General features: G+C 38.3%; 23 protein-coding genes. 16 read left to right on the top strand and 7 right to left on the bottom strand.

Going from position 1 to position 19,727, the window contains the following annotated elements; genetic code table 11:
- Positions 1 to 57: 57 nt before the first annotated feature.
- Positions 58 to 375, top strand: a complete 318-nt coding sequence (gene glpE / locus ATS74_RS09715; protein ID WP_058548694.1) for a thiosulfate sulfurtransferase GlpE — start codon at positions 58 to 60, stop codon at positions 373 to 375.
- Positions 372 to 1,190 carry a rhomboid family intramembrane serine protease GlpG gene (gene glpG / locus ATS74_RS09710; protein ID WP_058548693.1) on the top strand — a complete coding sequence of 273 codons (819 nt, stop codon included), beginning with the start codon at positions 372 to 374 and terminating at the stop codon, positions 1,188 to 1,190. The genes glpE and glpG overlap by 4 nt, the downstream gene beginning before the upstream one ends.
- Positions 1,191 to 1,194: 4 nt before the next feature.
- Here glpG and ATS74_RS09705 read toward each other — a convergent pair whose 3' ends face one another.
- Positions 1,195 to 1,593, bottom strand: coding sequence for a flagellar basal body-associated protein FliL (locus ATS74_RS09705; protein WP_058548692.1), 399 nt, complete (start codon positions 1,591 to 1,593; stop codon positions 1,195 to 1,197).
- Positions 1,594 to 1,749: 156 nt separating this feature from the next.
- Between ATS74_RS09705 and ATS74_RS09700 the strand changes: the two genes are divergently transcribed.
- Positions 1,750 to 2,289 (top strand): chorismate--pyruvate lyase family protein, encoded by a 540-nt coding sequence (locus ATS74_RS09700; protein ID WP_058548741.1) that lies wholly within the window; start codon positions 1,750 to 1,752, stop codon positions 2,287 to 2,289.
- Complete coding sequence (gene ubiA / locus ATS74_RS09695; RefSeq protein ID WP_058548691.1) at positions 2,286 to 3,164, top strand: 4-hydroxybenzoate octaprenyltransferase; 879 nt, start codon at positions 2,286 to 2,288, stop codon at positions 3,162 to 3,164. Before ATS74_RS09700 ends, ubiA begins: the two co-directional genes overlap by 4 nt.
- Before the next feature lie 34 nt (positions 3,165 to 3,198).
- On the opposite strand, the gene ATS74_RS09690 is transcribed toward ubiA, so the two are convergent.
- The 3 genes from ATS74_RS09690 to ATS74_RS09680 all read right to left on the bottom strand — a co-directional run bounded on the left by ATS74_RS09690 (position 3,199) and on the right by ATS74_RS09680 (position 5,591).
- Positions 3,199 to 3,819 carry a 2OG-Fe(II) oxygenase gene (locus tag ATS74_RS09690; RefSeq protein ID WP_058548690.1) on the bottom strand — a complete coding sequence of 207 codons (621 nt, stop codon included), beginning with the start codon at positions 3,817 to 3,819 and terminating at the stop codon, positions 3,199 to 3,201.
- 87 nt (positions 3,820 to 3,906) lie between these two features.
- Positions 3,907 to 4,791, bottom strand: coding sequence for a LysR family transcriptional regulator (locus ATS74_RS09685; protein WP_058548689.1), 885 nt, complete (start codon positions 4,789 to 4,791; stop codon positions 3,907 to 3,909).
- 377 nt (positions 4,792 to 5,168) lie between these two features.
- Positions 5,169 to 5,591: a DUF2721 domain-containing protein gene (locus tag ATS74_RS09680; RefSeq protein WP_058548688.1), complete on the bottom strand. Its 423-nt coding sequence runs from the start codon at positions 5,589 to 5,591 to the stop codon at positions 5,169 to 5,171.
- Between the two features lie 83 nt (positions 5,592 to 5,674).
- Between ATS74_RS09680 and ATS74_RS09675 the strand changes: the two genes are divergently transcribed.
- From ATS74_RS09675 to tsaD, 3 genes are read left to right on the top strand one after another with little or no spacing between them, the layout of a single operon-like run.
- Positions 5,675 to 6,025, top strand: a complete 351-nt coding sequence (locus ATS74_RS09675) for a putative signal transducing protein (RefSeq protein WP_058548687.1) — start codon at positions 5,675 to 5,677, stop codon at positions 6,023 to 6,025.
- Complete coding sequence (locus ATS74_RS09670; protein ID WP_058548686.1) at positions 6,018 to 6,608, top strand: YjaG family protein; 591 nt, start codon at positions 6,018 to 6,020, stop codon at positions 6,606 to 6,608. Before ATS74_RS09675 ends, ATS74_RS09670 begins: the two co-directional genes overlap by 8 nt.
- A 37-nt stretch (positions 6,609 to 6,645) precedes the next feature.
- On the top strand, positions 6,646 to 7,659 hold the full coding sequence (gene tsaD / locus ATS74_RS09665; protein WP_058548685.1) for a tRNA (adenosine(37)-N6)-threonylcarbamoyltransferase complex transferase subunit TsaD: 1,014 nt from the start codon (positions 6,646 to 6,648) through the stop codon (positions 7,657 to 7,659).
- Between the two features lie 2 nt (positions 7,660 to 7,661).
- Here the strand turns inward: tsaD and plsY are convergent, their stop codons facing one another.
- A complete protein-coding gene (plsY, locus tag ATS74_RS09660; RefSeq protein ID WP_058548684.1) occupies positions 7,662 to 8,270 on the bottom strand; it encodes a glycerol-3-phosphate 1-O-acyltransferase PlsY in 609 nt (202 codons plus the stop codon).
- 217 nt (positions 8,271 to 8,487) lie between these two features.
- Between plsY and folB the strand changes: the two genes are divergently transcribed.
- From folB to trmB, 8 genes are all read left to right on the top strand, one after another.
- Positions 8,488 to 8,847, top strand: a complete 360-nt coding sequence (gene folB, locus ATS74_RS09655; protein ID WP_058548683.1) for a dihydroneopterin aldolase — start codon at positions 8,488 to 8,490, stop codon at positions 8,845 to 8,847.
- Positions 8,848 to 9,336 carry a 2-amino-4-hydroxy-6-hydroxymethyldihydropteridine diphosphokinase gene (folK, locus tag ATS74_RS09650; protein WP_058548682.1) on the top strand — a complete coding sequence of 163 codons (489 nt, stop codon included), beginning with the start codon at positions 8,848 to 8,850 and terminating at the stop codon, positions 9,334 to 9,336.
- Positions 9,333 to 10,133 (top strand): undecaprenyl-diphosphate phosphatase, encoded by an 801-nt coding sequence (locus ATS74_RS09645; RefSeq protein WP_058548681.1) that lies wholly within the window; start codon positions 9,333 to 9,335, stop codon positions 10,131 to 10,133. Before folK ends, ATS74_RS09645 begins: the two co-directional genes overlap by 4 nt.
- Positions 10,134 to 10,306: 173 nt before the next feature.
- Positions 10,307 to 11,662: a UDP-N-acetylmuramate:L-alanyl-gamma-D-glutamyl-meso-diaminopimelate ligase gene (gene mpl / locus ATS74_RS09640; protein WP_058548680.1), complete on the top strand. Its 1,356-nt coding sequence runs from the start codon at positions 10,307 to 10,309 to the stop codon at positions 11,660 to 11,662.
- A gap of 1 nt (position 11,663) precedes the next feature.
- Entirely contained in the window at positions 11,664 to 12,284 is a 621-nt protein-coding gene (locus tag ATS74_RS09635; protein ID WP_058548679.1) for a flavin prenyltransferase UbiX, read from the top strand.
- A complete protein-coding gene (locus ATS74_RS09630; protein ID WP_058548678.1) occupies positions 12,284 to 13,213 on the top strand; it encodes an ABC transporter ATP-binding protein in 930 nt (309 codons plus the stop codon). The genes ATS74_RS09635 and ATS74_RS09630 overlap by 1 nt, the downstream gene beginning before the upstream one ends.
- A complete protein-coding gene (locus ATS74_RS09625) occupies positions 13,214 to 13,981 on the top strand; it encodes an ABC transporter permease (RefSeq protein ID WP_058548677.1) in 768 nt (255 codons plus the stop codon). It abuts the gene before it with no gap.
- Positions 13,981 to 14,646 carry a tRNA (guanine(46)-N(7))-methyltransferase TrmB gene (trmB, locus tag ATS74_RS09620; protein ID WP_058548676.1) on the top strand — a complete coding sequence of 222 codons (666 nt, stop codon included), beginning with the start codon at positions 13,981 to 13,983 and terminating at the stop codon, positions 14,644 to 14,646. The genes ATS74_RS09625 and trmB overlap by 1 nt, the downstream gene beginning before the upstream one ends.
- Here trmB and ATS74_RS09615 read toward each other — a convergent pair.
- Positions 14,643 to 16,526, bottom strand: a complete 1,884-nt coding sequence (locus ATS74_RS09615) for a bifunctional diguanylate cyclase/phosphodiesterase (protein ID WP_058548675.1) — start codon at positions 16,524 to 16,526, stop codon at positions 14,643 to 14,645. The two genes, trmB and ATS74_RS09615, sit on opposite strands and share 4 nt — an antisense overlap.
- Positions 16,527 to 16,792: 266 nt before the next feature.
- Here ATS74_RS09615 and panP point away from each other — a divergent pair, with 266 nt between their 5' ends.
- Positions 16,793 to 18,421 (top strand): pyridoxal-dependent aspartate 1-decarboxylase PanP, encoded by a 1,629-nt coding sequence (panP, locus tag ATS74_RS09610; protein ID WP_058548674.1) that lies wholly within the window; start codon positions 16,793 to 16,795, stop codon positions 18,419 to 18,421.
- A gap of 64 nt (positions 18,422 to 18,485) precedes the next feature.
- Here panP and argE read toward each other — a convergent pair whose 3' ends face one another.
- A complete protein-coding gene (gene argE / locus ATS74_RS09605) occupies positions 18,486 to 19,637 on the bottom strand; it encodes an acetylornithine deacetylase (protein WP_058548673.1) in 1,152 nt (383 codons plus the stop codon).
- Positions 19,638 to 19,727 lie beyond the last annotated feature (90 nt).

The following is a 19,727-nucleotide window of genomic DNA, read 5'->3' as shown; positions in this document are numbered from 1 at the left end:
ATTACAAGAAGGGCGGCTATGGCCGCCTTTTTTATTTAATTTATTAAAGAGATTTCAATGGCATTTAAACATATTTCTATTGCGCAAACGCATGAGCTGTTAGATAAAGAAGACGTAGTAATTGCAGATATACGCGACCCAAACTCGTATCAAGCAGGGCATATTCCAGGCTCTGAGGCTCTATCAAATGCAAATATAGCCCAATTTATGATGGAAAAAGAATTCGACCAGCCCATTATTATAGTCTGTTACCACGGCATGAGCTCGCAAGGTGCTGCAAGTTACTTAGTTGAGCAAGGCTTTGAAGATGTGTATAGCATGGATGGCGGCTTTACTGCCTGGGAAGCTTCATATAGTGAGAAAGTAGAACGATGATTGAACTTGGCAGTTTAAATAACCCGCGCGCCGCACAAGGCTTTATAGATTATTTAAAAAGCCAAGGTTTACAAGGGCAGTTAAGCTCCTCTGATGGTAGTAATGTAATAATTAGCGTTGCGCCTGAGCATTTTCATAAAGTACAACCTTTATGGGATGAGTTTGTACAAACCCCTAATCATGCACGCTATCAGCAAGCTTCTTGGGATGTAGGAAGTACGCAATCAGGACTTACCTACCAAGGACAGTCGCTTAACTTAATAGCGCGATTTAAAGCCCTTAGCTGGTTAAACCAAACGGTAAGTATTGTAAGTGTAATTATTTATTTTGCATTTTTACTCGGCGGCTTTGAGAAAATATACACCGCGCTTCAATTTAATCCTGCTCAGCCTTTAAGTTGGCTTACACCTGCACTTGTGCATTTTAGTGCTATGCATATAGTGTTTAATTTAATTTGGTGGATGTCGCTTGGTGATAATATTGAAAAACAGTGTGGTAAAATTAGCTTAGTAGGGCTTTTTGTTGTAACTGCGCTTATTAGCAACTGGGCTCAGTACCTAATTGTAGGCCCCAATTTTGGTGGCTTAAGCGGTGTGGTATATGGGTTATTGGGCTTTTGCTGGATCCATAGCTATTTAAACCCTAAGCGGCCTGCGCTTGTTAGTACACCAATCATTGGCTTTATGCTTATTTGGCTAGTACTTGGTTTTGCTGATGTATTATTTGTTGGCATGGCAAACTGGGCACATTTAGGTGGGCTTTTAAGCGGTATGGCCTACGCATTTACCGCTAATATTTTTAATGCAAAAAAATAGCTCTCTAGTGATACAGGTATTTAGTAAACAAGACTTCACGGATGATCTCTTGTCCTGTTTCCTCTTTGAGTAACATTTTTAATTTTTCAGCACATTTTGCTCTGATCTCTTCACGACCAGTTAACGACTTTATTTTTTCTTCAGGCTCTTTTGATAGTATTTCAACCAAGGCATCACGTAGTAATGGTGTATGGTGCTCAACAATAGCAATGTCTGAAGTATCGGTTAGCATTAAATCGATAGTAACCCTTACGTAGCCCATTTTTTTACTAGAGGCGCCAATATAGTTAGTGATTATATCTGGCTCAAAACCAAAGTATCCTACGCTCGACTCCGCACGAGCAGTCAGACTCATTATGCTAGCTAAAAGTGTAAAAAGACCTGCATATACTATTTTTTTCATAATTTAGTGCGTTTCCGTAAACCAGTTATAAATAGTTTATACTTAATAGTAGGTAATAAACAGCGCCAAGCAATTATTTATCGGCAATAAAACATCACTTTTTCAAATGCTTTGGCAATGTTATCATCGCGTTGGTTTTTATTTTATCGAGCTATTGTGATTACTTATCCCTTGTCTATTTCTGCTAATTGGCAGTCCACTTCATCTGTAAGTGATTTATCTTCTGCTGAACAAGAATGGCTATTTGAGCCAAATTCTTTAACCGCTAAATTAAAAAGTAAATCACAAATATTTAGTGTGAAAGTTTTAAGTGAGCAACTATTTACTTTAAGTCCTGAGCAACAAAATTTGCTAAGTTGTGCTACTCAAACAGCAATTAATCGAGAAGTTATTTTACTGTGCGATAACGTACCTATGGTATATGCACAAAGCTGGTTACCTAAAAGCGATGCAAGCAACCCGTTGCATAATATAGGGGAGCGTCCGTTAGGGGATGTGATTTTTCAAGACCCTGCATTAAAGCGTACAGAGATAGAAATAGCCTCTTTCAACTTCTCTCATTCAATACAACAATTAGTGACGTTGCTAAACTTACCAAACAGAGAGCTTTTAGGGCGTCGTAGTGTTTTTTCCCTACACGAATATCAATTTTTAGTGTGCGAAGTATTTTTACCAGGAGCGTATTTGTACTCATGAAATTAGCCTCATTGCATATCAAGCATATTCCTTTTTATATTCAACTAATGCGTATCGATAAGCCAATAGGTACTTTATTACTCCTGTGGCCTACATACTGGGCTTTATGGCTTGCTAATAGCGGTATGCCTAGTTTGCTTAACTTTATTGTATTTACACTGGGAGTGGTTGTTATGCGCAGCGCCGGTTGCGTTATTAACGATTTTGCAGATAGAAAAATAGATGGAGCTGTTAAGCGAACTGCAGGGCGGCCGCTCGCTACTGGGCAAGTAAGCGCTGGTGAAGCATTAAGCTTATTTGCACTGCTTATTACCATTGCTTTTGTACTCGTGCTGTTGTTGGGTATAAACACTATATTATTGTCGTTTGGGGCGCTTGCTTTAGCATTTTGTTACCCTTTTATGAAGCGTTATACCCAATTACCCCAAGTGGTTTTAGGTGCTGCGTTTGGCTGGGCAGTTCCAATGGCCTATATGGCATCGATTAATTCAGTACCATCGCAAGCGTGGCTATTATTCATTGCTAATATCTGCTGGACTGTAGCCTACGATACTATGTATGCAATGGTCGATAGAGATGACGATTTAAAAATAGGGGTAAAGTCTACAGCCATCTTATTTGGTCAATTGGATCGTCATATTATTTTTATATTAAATACTGTATTTATCGCAATTGTTGCTTTTATTGGGCTAAGTAATAATTTAGGTGCGGTATTTGGCGTTGGCGTAAGTGTTGCTGCGGGTTTACTTATTTATCAGCAAACACTTATTCATAAGCGCGATAGAAGTGATTGCTTTAAAGCATTTTTAAATAACCATTATGTGGGCTTAGCTATTTTTATAGGGTTACTAGTTTCTTATCCAATGGTAGTTTAAAGCCTCTAGGCAGGCTTTAAACTACTTATTATTACTACCTTGGTGGGTCTATAATACCGCTTATAGAAGCGTTTTTTCTAAACCATCCTGCTATAGAGTAACGCTCATCAACGGCGGGTAATACTTCATGGGCAAAACGCTCACTTTCAAACATAACTAATGTACCCGCGGTTGGTTTAATCGTTATTTCTATTTCTTTACTTTTAGGTTTATAAATAACAAGTTCGCCACCTTGTTCAGGTGTATTTAAATAAAGCACAGTTGTAAATACGCGATTAGAGCGTCCTTTAAATGCATCTATATGTTTTTTATAAAAGTCACCATTCGTATACTTTGCATAGTGACATTCGTAATCAAATAACCCCATAAAAAAAGTACGGTTTAGCGTTGTTTTTATACTTTGCATAATAGCTTGATAGGTAAGCTGCGCCTGAGAGCTGCCATCAAACCAATAGGTTTTATCTTTACGAATAGTTTTATCTATTTGCAAATCGTTTAAACGGCCAATACCGGCAAGACTAAAGTGAGGGTTTATACGGTGACAATCGGTTACTAACTCATTAACTAATTCAGCAATAAGCGCGTTATGAATTACGGCGTATCCTTGGCGTTCTATATCATCTAAATAGACATCGGAACCAAAAAGTGTGTTCATTCATGTCAGCTGTTTAAAAAAGGTGCGACAGTGTAGCCGAAAAATAGCTAAAAGCTACTGTTTATTATGCCGCACTTTTTTTAATAATTAGTTAAACGTAGTGCCTGCTTTTTTAATTAGCGATAGTAAGTGCTCTACATGTTCACTAATCGCTGTTTGTTGGCTTGTTTGCACTACAAGCTGTTCATGGCTTAAATCTTTATTCGTTTTTAATTGCACTAAATTCGAGTGTTCAGCAATTGTATTAGCATGCTCAATACTTGCAATTGCAAAGTGATTAGACTTAACAACGCCCGCCATTACTTGCTCAATACTGCCTACTTTAATACTTGATGATTTGTTTAAAGAGTCAATAGCTTCGTTTAGCATAGTTTGTACTTGTTTTGATTGGGAAAAACAACCGTACATAGGGTAACCATCTAAGTCGTGCTTACTGATATCGTTTTTATGAGCCAGAGGGTGGTTTGTTGACACAAATAAAACAAGCTGATCAGGTAAATGTATATCGCTTCCAATACTATTAATAGCTTGCGAATATACGCTTATGTCTATTTCTCCTTGTTGGAGTTTACGTGTCAGTTCTTGCTGGTCTTGTAGTTGCATCTCTATTTTAATGTGAGGGTACTGCGCTAAAAATTGTCCGCACGAAATAGGCACTATGCTACTGGCCTTATTGGTATAGCCAATAACTAGCTTTTCATCAGCGTTGCCATTAACAGATTGAAAAATTCGTTTTTTAGTTAGTTCAAGTTCCGACAGTGTGTTTTTCGCGTAATCAAGAAAAAGCTCGCCTTCAGGCGTTAATTTAACAGAGCGGGTTGAGCGTTTAACTAATTCATATCCCATTTCATCTTCAAGAGTTTGAATGCTGCGCGTAAGCGCTGAAGTACTGATTTGGGTTTGCTCAGCTGCTTGTCTAAAGTGACGTAACACACCAAGCGCTACAAATTGCTCTAATTGTTCAAATCTCACTTTATAGTCCCTTTTTATAAGTAAGTCGCAGTTACCGCGAACATCAAATATATTAATTTTTATTCTAAAGATTAGTAAAATTTAATACTGAAATACGTTTGCAAGTTCATGCATGATTTAGGCAGGATACCCCCCTTTAAGTATTAATTAAAGAGAAAAGCGACCAAATAGTATTACTTTTTTAATTTAAAACTAGTTGTTCATTCTTATTTATTTATATTTATGCAATTATTTTTATTTTAAAGTTATTTTTACTCAGTAAGTTAGGTGTAAAAGGTTAAGTTTTTTATTCTAGTTAATGAAAAGGTATATGCTCGAATTAGTAGCCCATACCATGTAATTGTTACAATCAATAGGTGTGCTTAAGCGTATACGTATTATTTTACAAAGTTACGGTTTACTCTGTTACTTAATGGCTTGTTTTCAATACTTTGTAGCTCTATTTCAATTGCATCACAAGATATGTGTATTTCAAAAAGAGAAGTTAATAGCGATAAGCTTAAACACGCCAAACTTACGCCAAATAGAATAATGCCAGTGGTATTAAATTCAATAAACAATGCAAACATTGATAGCGTGCAAAGTAAAAATGATGCTACACCATACACTTGCATAGTTCGAATCAGCTTTATTCGCTTTCTTAAATTAGTAATTTGAGCAACAACAACTGGACGTATAGACTCACCTTCTCGCGCATTTAGCTCTCTAATTAATTGCGCTAGAACTAAAAAGCGGTTTGTATAAGCAAGTAACAAAAGTGAAATTGCCGGAAAAAGTAAGCCAGGGGTCGTAAGAGTCATTGTTTTATCCTAAAAAGTTACTTACTACACAGTTTAGTAGAGTATCGTAGGATATTGTAAACGCAAAACAAATGAGGTGATAATTGCAAAATATTAATACTGAAAACTCTCACAATGCATTTCATTGGATAACACTCTACAAAGCTGACAATAATCTTGAAGCGAATATTGTAAAAGGGCTTATTTTGAGTGCTGGCATAGAGTGTCAAATTCAAGGTGAAATGTTACAAGGTGCGTTAGGTGAAATCCCATTTGAGCAAACCCAAGTTAGTGTGCAGGTTTATGCGATAAAAGAGCGCCACGCGCGTGAAATATTGGTAAACTATCAGCAAGTAAAACAATCCGCTCCAGATTGGGTGTGCCCTAATTGTAATGAGCATAATGGATCAACATTTGATTTTTGTTGGTCATGTGAGACTCTAAAGAATGACTAAAGCGAATAATTTTCAACGTATTAGAGAGCTAAACTACTTACAAAAAGCAGTGCTAGCAGGTGCTTTAATTGAGCGTATGTTGCCAAACTACGGTTTATTTAGTGAGGCCACTGGTTTTGGTGATGAAGCATTACTGCGTAGTGCGCTTAACGTTTGTTGGGAAAAAATATTACTACCTAAAAGTAAAATTGATCTTGAAAAACAAGTTGAAAAAATTGAGCCAAATGTTCCAGAGCTTGCTGACTTTGATATGTTTGGTACTTACCCTGCGATAGATGCTGCTACCTCTTTGTTAAGTCTTATGCATGGCCTTATGGGTCAAGACGAGCAAGAGTTTATTAGCGTAAGTAAAATTTCGCAGGCTACAGTAGCGCGTTTTATTGAATACCAAATGACTGTTGAAGGCGAAGTAGCTGACAATAAGGCAGTGCGTGAGCACCCATTAATGCAATACGAAATTGACGTGCTTAGGGAGCTAATCGACTTTGTTGAAAATATGGGGCGTATTACCTCAGAAAATGTTAAAGCACTTAAAAAGCAAGCTATTGCGGATGGACAAACCAACATTGGTTTGGCGTTATAAACACATTAAGTAGTGATTAAAAGGCAGGAGAAGTACAGTGCGAATTTTGGGCATTGAGTCATCGTGTGATGAAACAGGTATTGCGATTTACGATGATGAAAAAGGCTTATTGGCTCATCAATTATACAGCCAAGTTAAAGTACATGCAGATTATGGTGGTGTAGTACCTGAGCTTGCATCGCGCGATCATGTTCGTAAAATATTACCACTTATTGACGCCGCTTTTGCTCAAGCAGGTTGCGGCCCTGAAGATTTAGACGGTATTGCCTATACCGCAGGCCCAGGCTTGGTTGGTGCGTTACTTGTTGGTACCTCTATTGGTCGCTCTTTAGCATATGGTTGGGATATTCCAGCTGTTGCAGTGCATCATATGGAAGGGCATTTACTTGCGCCTATGCTTGAAGAAAACGTACCTGAATTCCCTTTTATTGCTTTACTTGTATCTGGTGGTCACACCATGATGGTGAAAGTTGCGGGCATAGGCCAGTACGAAGTGCTTGGTGAATCGGTAGATGATGCGGCCGGTGAGGCGTTTGATAAAACTGCCAAACTGTTAGGGCTTGATTACCCAGGCGGGCCACGCTTAGCTAAAATGGCAGAGCAAGGCGTAGCAAAGCGTTTTGTATTTCCGCGCCCAATGACAGATAAACCCGGTCTTGATTTTAGCTTTAGCGGTTTAAAAACAGCTGCTTCTATTGCGATTCGTGAAAATGACGACGACGCGCAAACCAAAGCAGATATAGCCCATGCGTTTCAAACTGCAGTAATAGATACTTTAGTAATAAAATGTAAGCGTGCGCTTAAACAAACGGGTATTAAACGCTTAGTTATTGCCGGTGGGGTAAGTGCAAATACACAGTTGCGTTTACAGCTAGAGCGCGTAATGCACGGTATGAAAGGGCAAGTATATTATCCTCGCACAGAGTTTTGCACAGATAACGGTGCGATGATTGCTTATGCAGGTATGCAGCGTTTAAAGGCCGGCCAGTTTGCTAGCCTAGATATGAAAACCAAACCACGTTGGCCAATAGATAGCTTAGAAGCTATATAAAGCTAGTGTTTTTTGTCATCAGTGGGGGCTTTTTTAGCGCCCACTTTTGGTTCGTCTCCGCTAAATAAACGAATTATATTAGTGCGGTGGCGAAAAATGATTAACAGCGTAATAAACGCAACAGGCAAAGTATAAAGCGGTTTTATTAACCAAGTATATAGCGGCGCTAAAGAGACAGCCACAAGCGCAGCAAGAGAAGAGTAACGCGTTATTGCAACAATAACCAACCATGTACAAATTAATAAGCCAGCCAAAGATAAACCAATAGGTAGCAATGAGCCAAATGCTGTGGCGACTGCTTTTCCGCCTTTGAAGCTAAAAAATACAGGGTACATATGCCCTAAACATGCAGCTACGGCTACTAAGCCAAGCTCTAAAGGTTCTAGCTTTAAAAAATAAGCGCCCCAAACGGGGATCGTGCCTTTTAAAATATCAAAAACCAATACCAAACACGCAGGAAACGTCCCACCTAGTCTATAGACATTTGTAGCGCCAGGGTTATTTGAACCACTATTACGAGGATCTGGAAGTTTGAATAGCCGCGACACTAAAATAGCCGACGAAATCGACCCAAGTAAATAAGCTAAAACAAACATTAATGTGGCTAACACGCGCTTCCTTATTTTTTAATTGCTATACCAATTGAGGGTACTTTTAAGCTATTATTGGCGACAAAATTTATCGTAAAAATTATTAACAGCCTATTTAATAGCTAGCTTAGTTAATTTGCTATTGTAGAAGTTATTTTTACATATTTAAACACTGGCTAAACCATATACAGTATTAATTTTACTGATGCTTAGTAGTTTATTGTTATTTGGAGTATCAATGGATAAGGTTTTTATATCTCAATTGCACGTCGACACGATTATTGGCGTGTACGATTTTGAAAAAGAAAGTAAACAGAGCCTTTATTTTGATATTGAAATGCTTAGTGATATTAAACCTGCAGCAGAAAACGACGATATTAACTTAGCGCTTGATTACGCTAAAGTAAGCGAACGTATTATTGAGCACAGCACAGCAAAACCAGTTGAATTACTAGAAACACTGGTAGAGCAGTTAGCAAAAATAATACTAACCGAATTTAATACACCAAAAGTGACTATAAGAGTAAGCAAACCTGCAGCAGTACCTCAAGCAAAAACTGTTGGTGTAGAAATTACTCGCACTAAGGTTTGTGATTAAATGGCGCAAATTTATATCAGCTTAGGCTCAAATATAAATAAAGCGCATTATATACAATGCGCACTGATAGCCCTTAGGCAACACTTTGAGCATATCGTGCATTCGTCAGTATTTGAAAGTGAGGCAGTAGGCTTTGCAGGAAATAACTTTTACAATTCTGTTGTTGCTGCAAGTACTGATATGAAATTGCATGATGTGTGTGCCTTATTAAAGCAAATCGAGCGAGATAATGGTCGTAACGCGCATGATAAAAAGTTTAGTCCTCGTACACTCGATTTAGACTTATTATTTTATGATGATGTTATTTGCGACTCTCCAGCACAATTACCACGCGACGAAATAACAAAAAATGCATTTGTACTTCAGCCACTGTCTGAAGTAGCCCCTAATTTTTATCACCCTGTAGCAAAGCAAACCATAGCTGAGCTTTGGGGTGAGTATAACAACCCTCAACAAAAACTATGGAAGGTGGAGTTTTCTAACCCATGAGCATTATAGAAATAATTGTTTTAGCCCTGATACAAGGATTTACTGAGTTTTTACCTATCTCAAGCTCAGCACATTTAATTTTACCTTCGCAAATATTAGGCTGGGAAGATCAAGGCTTAGCCTTTGATGTAGCAGTACATGTAGGGACATTAATAGCCGTAGTAATTTATTTTAGAAAAGAGGTTGCCGATATACTCACGGCTTGGTTTAAATCGTTTGGTGATCAAGGTACTACAGACGATAGTAAATTAGGCTGGTGGATTATTCTTGGTACTATTCCAGCTGCTATTTTAGGGCTGCTTTTAAAAGACTTTATAGAGCTTTATTTAAGAAGCGCTTGGGTAATAGCAACTACCACAATCGTATTTGGTTTATTGCTTTGGTACGCAGATGCCAAGGGCAAGCAAATTAAAACGATTTATCAGCTTAACTGGAAAACGGCACTTATTATCGGCTTTGCACAAGCTGTTGCCATGATCCCAGGAACTTCTCGCTCAGGTATCACCATGACAGCTGGTTTAATGCTGGGTATGAATAAACAAAGTGCTGCGCGTTTCTCATTTTTATTAGCAATACCAATTATTTCTATGATGGGCCTTTATTACACTGTGGAGCTTGCGTTAGGTGACCACGTTGTTGATTGGAGCACATTATTATTAGGTGTAGCGCTTTCGTTTTTATCAGCTTATGCATGTATATTTATGTTTTTAAAAGTAATTGAGCGAATGGGGATGTTGCCATTTGTGATTTACAGATTGCTACTAGGCGTTGGATTAATTGTTTTTTTAACATTGTAGTTTAGCTTAAAAGTAAAAGCCCTCTTTGTTAAGAGGGCTTTTTTATTTCTAATTAGCCGTATTTAGGCATTAGTGAATTGTGTATACGTGCATAGTAACTAAGCGCGAAATTTGGCATTATAGCGCCATTAAATTTGCAGACGTGCAAAGCAGTGAAGGATTAAATAAAAGTTATGCATATACATATTTTAGGCATTTGCGGCACCTTTATGGGCGGTATAGCAGCTATAGCTAAGTCACTTGGCCATAAGGTAACTGGGTCGGATCAAAATGTTTACCCGCCAATGAGCACGCAACTTGAAGAGTTAGGTATTGAGCTGACTCAAGGTTTCAACGTAAACCAGTTAGAGCCTAAACCAGATATGGTGGTAATTGGTAATGCAATGAGCCGTGGTAACCCGTGTGTAGAGTATGTGTTAGATAAAGGCCTACCTTATACGTCAGGTCCTGAGTGGCTTAAGCATAATTTATTACAAAACTCATGGGTGCTTGCTGTAGCTGGCACACATGGCAAAACCACTACAGCGAGCATGTTGGCGTGGATACTTGAATATGCAGGCTTAAAACCAGGTTTTTTAATTGGTGGCATAGTACAAAATTTTGGTGTGTCGGCCAAAGTGGGCGAAACCCCGTTTTTTGTAATTGAAGCCGATGAGTACGATACCGCCTTTTTTGATAAGCGTAGTAAGTTTGTTCACTATTTACCGCGTACGCTAATTTTAAATAATCTTGAATTTGATCACGCAGATATTTTTGAAGATTTAAATGCAATTAAAAAACAATTTCATCATTTAATGCGTACATTACCTCAAAGCGGCAAAGTTATTTGGCCAAAGCAAGATGTAGCACTTAGCGATGTTATTAACCAAGGCTTATGGAGTGAAAGCGAAACGCTTGATGGCGATTGGACGTACGAGTTAATAAAAGCCGACGGCAGTGAATTTAATGTACTGTTAAATAATGAACACCAAGGCACTGTTAACTGGCAGGCAATTGGCGAGCATAATGTTAAAAATGCTATTATGGCTATAGCTGCGGCGCGCCATGTAGGTATTGCTATAGATCATAGTATTGCTGCACTTGGGGAATTTATTAGCCCTAAAAGGCGAATGGAGCTTAAAGCAAATATAAATAACATTAAAGTGTACGACGATTTTGCGCACCATCCAACAGCTATTAAAACCACAATTGCTGGGCTTCGAGCAAAAGTAGGCGATGAAAAAATTATCGCTATTTTAGAGCCTCGTTCAAACACCATGAAAATGGGAGTACATCAGCATACATTGCTTGATTCGTTACGCGATGCTGACGATGTACTTTTATTTGAACCAGATAACTTAAGTTGGTCACTGAAAGAGCAAGCAGATAAAGCGGGTATGCAATGCTTTAACAGCACGCAAACTATTATTAACAGTGTACTTGCAAATATAAAACCTGATCAGCACATTCTAATTATGAGTAATGGCGGCTTTAATGGTCTTCATCAACAGCTTGTTGATGGTTTGAGTAATAAATACAGCGGAGAATAATGTGCAATTTAAAGACAGAATCACACTGGCATTTAGTGGCGCTTCAGGTGCACCATATGGCTTAAGACTACTTGAAGTATTACTTGAACAGCAATTTCAAGTGTACGTACTTATATCAAGCGCAGCCCGTGTGGTACTTGATACAGAATCAAATATAAAGTTATCTGGCAACGAAAACAAAGCAACTGAACAGCTAAGTACTTTATTTAACGCTAAAGATGAGCAGTTAAAAGTATTCGGTAAAGACAATTGGTTTAGTCCGGTAGCCTCAGGCTCTGCGGCACCTAAAAAAATGGTAGTATGCCCTTGTAGTGCAGGCTCTGTTTCGGCAATTTCGGTAGGTGCGTCAGATAATCTACTAGAGCGCGCCGCCGATGTTGTTATCAAAGAGCGCGGACAATTAATTTTAGTACCACGTGAAACGCCATTCAACGAAATCCATCTGGAAAATATGCTTAAGTTATCTCGTTTAGGGGTGACTATTATGCCCGCAGCGCCTGGCTTTTATCATAAACCGCAAAGCATAGAAGACTTAGTTGATTTTATGGTGGCGCGAATTTTAGATCATTTAAACATTGAACATAACCTAACAAAACGTTGGGGTTATGGTGAGGGTAAATAATGAGTAAGCAAAATATTGCTTTAAATATAGAAGGCCTTACCAAGGTTTATAAAAATGGCGTAGAGGCTATTAAAGGTGTTGATTTACAAGTTAATGAGGGCGATTTTTTTGCTTTATTAGGCCCTAATGGCGCGGGTAAATCGACCACCATAGGTGTTATATCGTCTTTGGTTAATAAAACAAAAGGCAAGGTTGAAGTATTTGGGCACAATATTGATACAGACTTAGAGGCAGCTAAAGCGCATTTAGGGCTTGTTCCGCAAGAGTTTAACTTTAGCCAGTTTGAAACGTTAGGGCAAATACTGGTTAACCAAGCAGGTTATTATGGTGTTACTCGCAGCGAGGCGCACAAACGCGCTGATAAGTATTTAAAGCAACTAGGTTTATTAGAGAAAAAAGACAAGCAGGCACGCACGCTTTCTGGCGGTATGAAGCGCCGATTAATGATTGCTCGCGCACTTATGCACGAACCGAAGCTGCTTATACTTGATGAACCAACAGCAGGGGTTGATATAGAGCTTCGTCGTTCAATGTGGGATTTTTTACGTCAAATTAATGAGCAAGGCGTAACAATTATCCTAACTACCCATTACTTAGAAGAAGCAGAGCTATTGTGTAAAAACATTGCCATTATTGATACCGGTCGTATTGTTGAAAACACGACGATTAAAGCGTTGCTAGCAAAGCTTGATAAAGAAACCTTTATTTTAGATTTGAAAATGCCAGCCAACCCTGTAACGCTTGAAGGCTATAAATTTACAATGACGGACGATCATACAATTGAAGTCGAAGTTGCTAAGTCACAAGGCTTAAATGCTGTGTTTAGTGCGCTTACTGAGCAAGGTAATACGGTATTAAGCATGCGTAACAAAGCAAACAGGTTAGAAGAGTTATTTGTAGGACTACTAGAGCAAGGGCGGGGCGAATAAATGTTTAAGTATGGCGTAGCGCTAAAAAGTTTATGGATTAAAGAGTGTATTCGTTTTTTACGTATTTGGGTGCAAACCCTAGTACCGCCAGCGATTACAATGAGTTTATACTTTGTTATTTTTGGTAATTTAATTGGCTCACGTATTGGTGATATGGGCGGCTTTAGCTACATGGAGTTTATCGTACCTGGACTTATAATGATGTCGGTCATAACTAACTCCTACTCTAATGTGGCCTCTAGTTTTTACTCAACTAAATTTCAAAAAAGCATTGAAGAGCTACTTGTTGCACCTGTACCTAATTACATTATTGTACTTGGCTATATGGGCGGCGGTATGACTCGAGGCATGATGGTTGGCTTTATAGTGACCTGTGTATCGTTGTTATTTGTTGATATTCAAATACATAATATATTTGTAATTATGGCGACAGTTATTTTAACGTCAGCTGTATTTGCATTAGGTGGGTTAATTAACGCGATTTACGCAAATAGCTTTGATGATATTAGTATCATTCCTACCTTTATTTTAACGCCCTTAACATACTTAGGTGGTGTATTTTATTCGATTACACTATTACCTGAATTTTGGCAAAATGTGTCGCAAATTAATCCAATTATATACATGGTTAATGCATTCCGTTACGGCTTTTTAGGTGTGTCGGATGTTGATTTAAGCGTAGCACTTGGGGTTATTTTAGTATTTATTACGGTATTATTTACTTTAGCACTTACGCTAATTAAAAAAGGTGTGGGGCTAAGACACTAATGAGCGATGCAAATTCACGCAGTATTGTATCTAACCAAGCAGGTATTCACGAAAAGCTTGATGAAATAGTTAATAAACATTTAAACGCTGAGTTTAAAAAGCCAATTGCTGAGCATACTCAAAAAGCGTTTGATGAAGTAAACGCTAAAGTACAGGCCTTTAATGGCCCGCTTATTTTAGACTCGTGTTGTGGAGTAGGTGAGAGTAGCGCGAACTTAGCTAAGCGCCACCCCGATGCACTGGTTATAGGTATTGATAAATCGTCTCATCGACTTGATAAACACGACGTAGAATACAAGCAAACAGATAGCGGGCAGTATATTTTAGTGCAAGCCGATTTAAACGACTTTTGGCGTTTAGCGGTTGCAGCTAACTGGCAGCCTACACATCATTATTTGCTTTACCCTAACCCGTGGCCTAAATCTAAGCATATTCAGCGCAGGTGGCACGGTGCGGCTATTTTTCCGTTTATTGTTAAGCTAGGCGGGCAATTAGAAGTACGCAGTAACTGGGATATTTACGTAAAAGAGTTTGCAAGGGCGCTTGCGCTAACTGGCAACCCTTGCGATGTAACATTGTATGAGTCAGATGATGCAATTACACCCTTTGAGCGTAAATACTGGGCTAGTGGCCAACAAAGCCACCGTTTAGTTATTAATCTTTAAAGTATTGTTTCTTCTTCAGTTACAGTATTAACGTGTGGCGCTGGATGAGCAAAGTAATTGCCTTGCATCAGTGCCACATTTGCTTTTTTTAGCGCCGTTACTATGGTGGTATTTTCAACTGATTCAGCTATTAGTTTTAGCCCTAATTGGTTTGCAAAACTCGCTATATGTTCGATAAACAAGTAAATATCTTTATCGTTTACTATTTGTTTTATTAGTGCGCCATCTAACTTTATTCCATCTACTTCAAGTTTTAGTACATTTGATATGTTTGAATAACCGCTACCAAAGTCATCAATAATTACTTTTACACCTTTTGCTTTTACCATACCAATAAAGGCTTTTACTTCTGAGAAGTTAGCAATAGCTTGGGTTTCTAAAAGCTCTAACGTGATATTACCTGGGTGCGGGTAACGTTTAAGTTCATAGGCAATGAATTCACTTAAATTAGGGTCAAGCATATCTTGTGCGGTTATATTTAGGCTCCAGCAAATACTGGTTTTTCTAAAGCGGCTTACACATTGCGAAAATATAGTACGAGTTAGTAAGCCATCCATTCTTGAGCGAGTTACTACATTTAAAAATGCGTCGGGTTTTAATATTTCACCTTGGGCCGTGACCATGCGCGCTAAACATTCGTATTGCACAATTTTATCTGTAGTTGTATCAACTATTGGCTGAAAGTAAGGGACTATTCGATTGTTATCAAATGCTTCGCGAACCTCTTTAGCCATTTCTACATTGTATTGATATTGCGTTTTTACATCGTGCAGGGCTTTTGAATAGTTCACTATACTGTGGCGGCCTTCTTTAGCTTGCAGCGCTGCAATATGAGCATTTTCAAGTAGTAATGATTTATTACCGCTAGCAATACCGGCACACAGAGTTATATAAATAAAAGGGTCGGTTAAAACGGGCGTATTAAAGTTGTAAGTTTTAACAAGCTCGGTAAATTCATCATTACTCATTTCTTTAGGTGCAAGTAACACAATTTTATTGGTAGCTAAACGGTATATATAGCAATTTGTAGAACTGCGAAGTTTAAAGTGAGTAAGCAAATTTTTCATCACTTTATCGCCTACTTCGGTGCCGTAAAAACTGTTTATGTCTTCTATTTCATTAACCCAAATTACGGCTAATTGCATATGATGGGCATTGCTTTTTTTTATGTAGTATTCAAGCGCTATATGGTTTGAAAAACCTGTACTTGAGTCGGTCGCTAACGAGCGTTTTAATAAATATATATAGATAGCAGAAACTAATATGGCGATAAAAAAGAAAAAGCTCGCCATAGCAGCAGCCTTCGATACACTCTCTTTAAGTTGCTGGTTTAAATTATAAATAGTTATATCGGCACCGGTTAAGTAGGTTTTGCCGTTAATTGGGTCAACAAAGGGAATAAAAATAGTTTTAAAATGACCCCACTGATCACTCGAAATTTCAAACACAGGCTCAGTAGAATAAAATGCGCTTATGTTAGCGTCGGTGGCTTCAGGGTAGAGGTCTAAAAATTGAGTCACTTTTCCATTATCTTGATCGTCTTGCGTGTAGCTTGATGAACTAAAATGTACTTTGCCATCTTTTAGTATCATCGAATATACATATGCAATATCAAGGGCTTGAGCAAACTCAGAAAGCTGTTTGCTTTTATTTTGATAGTCAGCAAAGCTTACATTGTTGCCTTGGTTTACTGCAATTAAGTATTTTTCACCTAAAATATGTTTAACGCTGGTGGCTGCATTTAACAAGCGGTTATCAACCGACTGCATTATCTCAGCACGTGTAGTCTGGTAAGTGTAGTAAACATAGGTAAGTAAACTTATTAAAAACAAGCTAAAACCAGCCATAATCCAACTAACTTTTACTCTTCCTTTAAGCATGTGTGTCCCTTTTTTGATATCAAATTTATTATACGCAAAATAAACAAATGCCCAATAAATAATTGGGTTTAGTTGAATATTAATTAAATTATCATTTTTTTGTCATCGCTTTGATTGCTTTTATGGGTTTAAACGAGACATTTTAGTTATATTGCAGTAAAGTTAGCGCAATTTTTAAAGAAACACGGTTGCTTAAAATAATGTCTTAATTTGACATTTTTAATAGGTAAATACGTGTTTTAGCTACACACACACTAGGTATAAAGATGGATCAAAAGCGTTGTGCCGTCGCCTCTAAAGAAAGCCTTAAGCGTATATTTACTGTACCTGAAGCGCCAGACTCAACTTTAAGCAAAATAGAGCTTGAAATTTCGAGTAATTTAGCAGGATTTCTAAACGAAAATATTGCGGCAATTGAAAAACCATTACACGAAATTGAAAAAGACTTTCAATCGGCAGTGATCCCAGAAGATCCAACGTTTGTATCTGCCTATGCACAAGATATTATGGACCAATTAGTTGCCCATTCTGTGCATACGGCTGCACCTAGCTTTATTGGGCATATGACGTCGGCATTACCGCATTTTTTACTGCCGCTTTCAAAGCTAATGGTGGGTCTTAATCAAAACTTAGTAAAAATAGAAACCTCAAAAGCGTTTACCCCACTTGAACGACAAGTACTTGGAATGATGCATCATTTGGCTTATGGGCAGGATGATGACTTTTATTCTAAATGGATGCATAGCGCTAAAACATCATTAGGCGCTTTTTGCTCTGGTGGCACTGTAGCTAACATTACTGCACTTTGGATTGCACGCAACCGTTTATTAAAACCCCAAGGTAGTTTTAAAGGAATTGGGGCACAGGGTTTAATTGCTGGCATGCTGCATTATGGTTACAAAGGATTGGCGGTATTAATTTCTGAACGCGGGCATTACTCTCTAGGTAAGTCGGTTGATTTGCTGGGCATTGGCCGTGAAAATTTAATTGGTATTAAAACCTGCAAAAATAATAAAGTTGACGTTGCTGCCATGCGTGAAAAAGCCCTAGAGCTTGAAGCTCAAGGTATTAAAGTCATGGCAATTGTGGGTGTAGCTGGTACTACCGAAACCGGTAATATAGATCCACTTGATGATATGGCCGACTTAGCACACGAAATAAATTGTCATTTTCATGTAGATGCAGCGTGGGGGGGGGCGACTCTTTTATCGCAAACACACCGCCCACTTTTAAAAGGGATTGAGCGCGCAGACTCTATTACCATAGATGCACACAAACAAATGTATGTACCAATGGGCGCGGGTTTAGTGCTGTTTAAGGACCCTGCGGCAACCGATGCAATTGAGCATCACGCTGAGTATATATTACGTAAAGGTTCAAAAGATTTAGGTAGTCATACACTTGAAGGCAGCCGGCCTGGTATGGCTATGTTAGTACATGCATGCTTACGCGTTATTGGTCGTAAAGGCTATGAAATGCTAATTGATCGCAGCATTAAAAAAGCACATTATTTTGCTGATTTAATAAAAGCTGATGAAGATTTTGAGCTTATTTCAGAGCCAGAACTGTGCTTATTAACCTACCGCTACGTGCCTAAACAAATTAAGGAAGCTATTGCAGAAGCTGATGAAAAAACACGTATTGATATTTTTGCATCGCTCAATCGTTTTACTGCCAGTATGCAAAAACGCCAGCGTGAATCGGGTCGTTCGTTTGTATCGCGAACACGTTTAACACCCGTTCAATATGACAACCAGCCTACAGTTGTATTCAGGGTGGTACTTGCTAATCCACTTACCTCAGGTAAAATTTTGAAAGAAATTTTAACTGAGCAAAAAGAGTTAGCAAAATCAGATCCGGTATTTAAAAAGTACTTAAGTAAATATATGAAGTAGCGTTAAAGTAGTTGCTAAAAAGGCACCAATTGGCGCCTTTTTTGCTTTTTAATGCGTAATTACTTTAAGCGTTAAAGCAATTGGCCTTAATAATGTCAGTAATCATTTTTTGCGATGGTGTTATTTTTTCCATAGCTAAAAACTCATCAGGCTGATGAGCTTGGTTAATAGAGCCAGGCCCCATCACTATTGTTTCACAGCCAAGCTGTTGTATAAAAGGTGCTTCAGTACAATAGTTTACTGCAACCGCTTTTTGTCCCGCTATTTTCTCTGCCATTTTTACTAAGGCGCTGTCGGTGCTACCACTAAATGCAGGTATAGGATCGTGTAAATCAATTACACTAACTGCATTAGGGTATTGCTCATTAATCTCTTTAGTTGCATCAATAAGTAATGCTTGTAAGTCTTTTATACTTAGCCCGGGTAATGGGCGCATATCTATGTGCATTTCACAGCAGCCGCAAATTCTATTTGCGTTATCGCCACCATGTATATGGCCCAAATTTAACGTAGGGTAGGGAATTTTGAAGTGCTCTACTGAATATTTATTCTTTAATAGCTCTTTTAAGTTTAGTAATTTTGTAGTCACTTTATGCATTACTTCGATGGCGTTAAGACCACGTTCGGGATCGGAGCTATGGCCAGAACGACCGACAACTCTTATTGCAGTACTCATATGCCCTTTGTGTGTAAATACTGGTGTCATATCAGTAGGTTCGCCAATTATACAGCGAGCAGGTTTTAAATTTGGATGCTTACAAATTTGCTGAGCACCCGCCATTGTCGTTTCTTCATCAGCAGTGGCGAGTATTAAAATTGGCTGGGTTTGTTGCTTTTCATCAAGTTCACTAATTGCTTGCAGCACAAAAGCAAAAAAGCCCTTCATATCAATGCTACCTAAGCCATACAACTTATTATTGTGTTCCGTTAGTTTAAATGGATCGTGATTCCAACGGCTATCATCAAAAGGCACAGTATCGGTGTGTCCTGCAAGCATTAAACCACCATCACCTTGGCCGCGCTTAGCTAATAAGTTATAGCGGCCTTTACCACCTTCTAACTCTATAATTTCACAAGTAAAGCCTAAGCTTTCACACCACTGTGCAAGTAGTTCAATTACGTTTTTATTACTCATACAAAGCGTATCTTCTATTGCGCTGATAGAAGGAGCGGCAATGAGTTGTTGGTACATAGAGATAAACGAAGGCAAAGGCATAAAAAAATCCAAAATTATTATTCAATTTAATTGCATAACAATATAAAAGTATTTATGATGAATATCAATTCACTTTTTAAGCATAAATAT

This window comes from Pseudoalteromonas sp. H103 (assembly GCF_001469205.1).
GTDB lineage: Bacteria > Pseudomonadota > Gammaproteobacteria > Enterobacterales > Alteromonadaceae > Pseudoalteromonas > Pseudoalteromonas carrageenovora.
This window is presented reverse-complemented; position numbering and strand designations above follow the sequence as displayed.

Excerpts from the sequence above, each read along its gene's own strand:
- glpE (WP_058548694.1), top strand. The coding sequence starts at position 58 with ATGGCATTTAAACATATTTCTATTGCGCAAACGCATGAGCTGTTAGAT.
- glpG (WP_058548693.1), top strand. The coding sequence starts at position 372 with ATGATTGAACTTGGCAGTTTAAATAACCCGCGCGCCGCACAAGGCTTT.
- ATS74_RS09705 (WP_058548692.1), bottom strand. The coding sequence starts at position 1,593 with ATGAAAAAAATAGTATATGCAGGTCTTTTTACACTTTTAGCTAGCATA.
- ubiA (WP_058548691.1), top strand. The coding sequence starts at position 2,286 with ATGAAATTAGCCTCATTGCATATCAAGCATATTCCTTTTTATATTCAA.
- ATS74_RS09690 (WP_058548690.1), bottom strand. The coding sequence starts at position 3,819 with ATGAACACACTTTTTGGTTCCGATGTCTATTTAGATGATATAGAACGC.
- ATS74_RS09680 (WP_058548688.1), bottom strand. The coding sequence starts at position 5,591 with ATGACTCTTACGACCCCTGGCTTACTTTTTCCGGCAATTTCACTTTTG.
- ATS74_RS09670 (WP_058548686.1), top strand. The coding sequence starts at position 6,018 with ATGACTAAAGCGAATAATTTTCAACGTATTAGAGAGCTAAACTACTTA.
- folB (WP_058548683.1), top strand. The coding sequence starts at position 8,488 with ATGGATAAGGTTTTTATATCTCAATTGCACGTCGACACGATTATTGGC.
- folK (WP_058548682.1), top strand. The coding sequence starts at position 8,848 with ATGGCGCAAATTTATATCAGCTTAGGCTCAAATATAAATAAAGCGCAT.
- ATS74_RS09645 (WP_058548681.1), top strand. The coding sequence starts at position 9,333 with ATGAGCATTATAGAAATAATTGTTTTAGCCCTGATACAAGGATTTACT.
- mpl (WP_058548680.1), top strand. The coding sequence starts at position 10,307 with ATGCATATACATATTTTAGGCATTTGCGGCACCTTTATGGGCGGTATA.
- ATS74_RS09630 (WP_058548678.1), top strand. The coding sequence starts at position 12,284 with ATGAGTAAGCAAAATATTGCTTTAAATATAGAAGGCCTTACCAAGGTT.
- ATS74_RS09625 (WP_058548677.1), top strand. The coding sequence starts at position 13,214 with ATGTTTAAGTATGGCGTAGCGCTAAAAAGTTTATGGATTAAAGAGTGT.
- trmB (WP_058548676.1), top strand. The coding sequence starts at position 13,981 with ATGAGCGATGCAAATTCACGCAGTATTGTATCTAACCAAGCAGGTATT.
- ATS74_RS09615 (WP_058548675.1), bottom strand. The coding sequence starts at position 16,526 with ATGCTTAAAGGAAGAGTAAAAGTTAGTTGGATTATGGCTGGTTTTAGC.
- panP (WP_058548674.1), top strand. The coding sequence starts at position 16,793 with ATGGATCAAAAGCGTTGTGCCGTCGCCTCTAAAGAAAGCCTTAAGCGT.
- argE (WP_058548673.1), bottom strand. The coding sequence starts at position 19,637 with ATGCCTTTGCCTTCGTTTATCTCTATGTACCAACAACTCATTGCCGCT.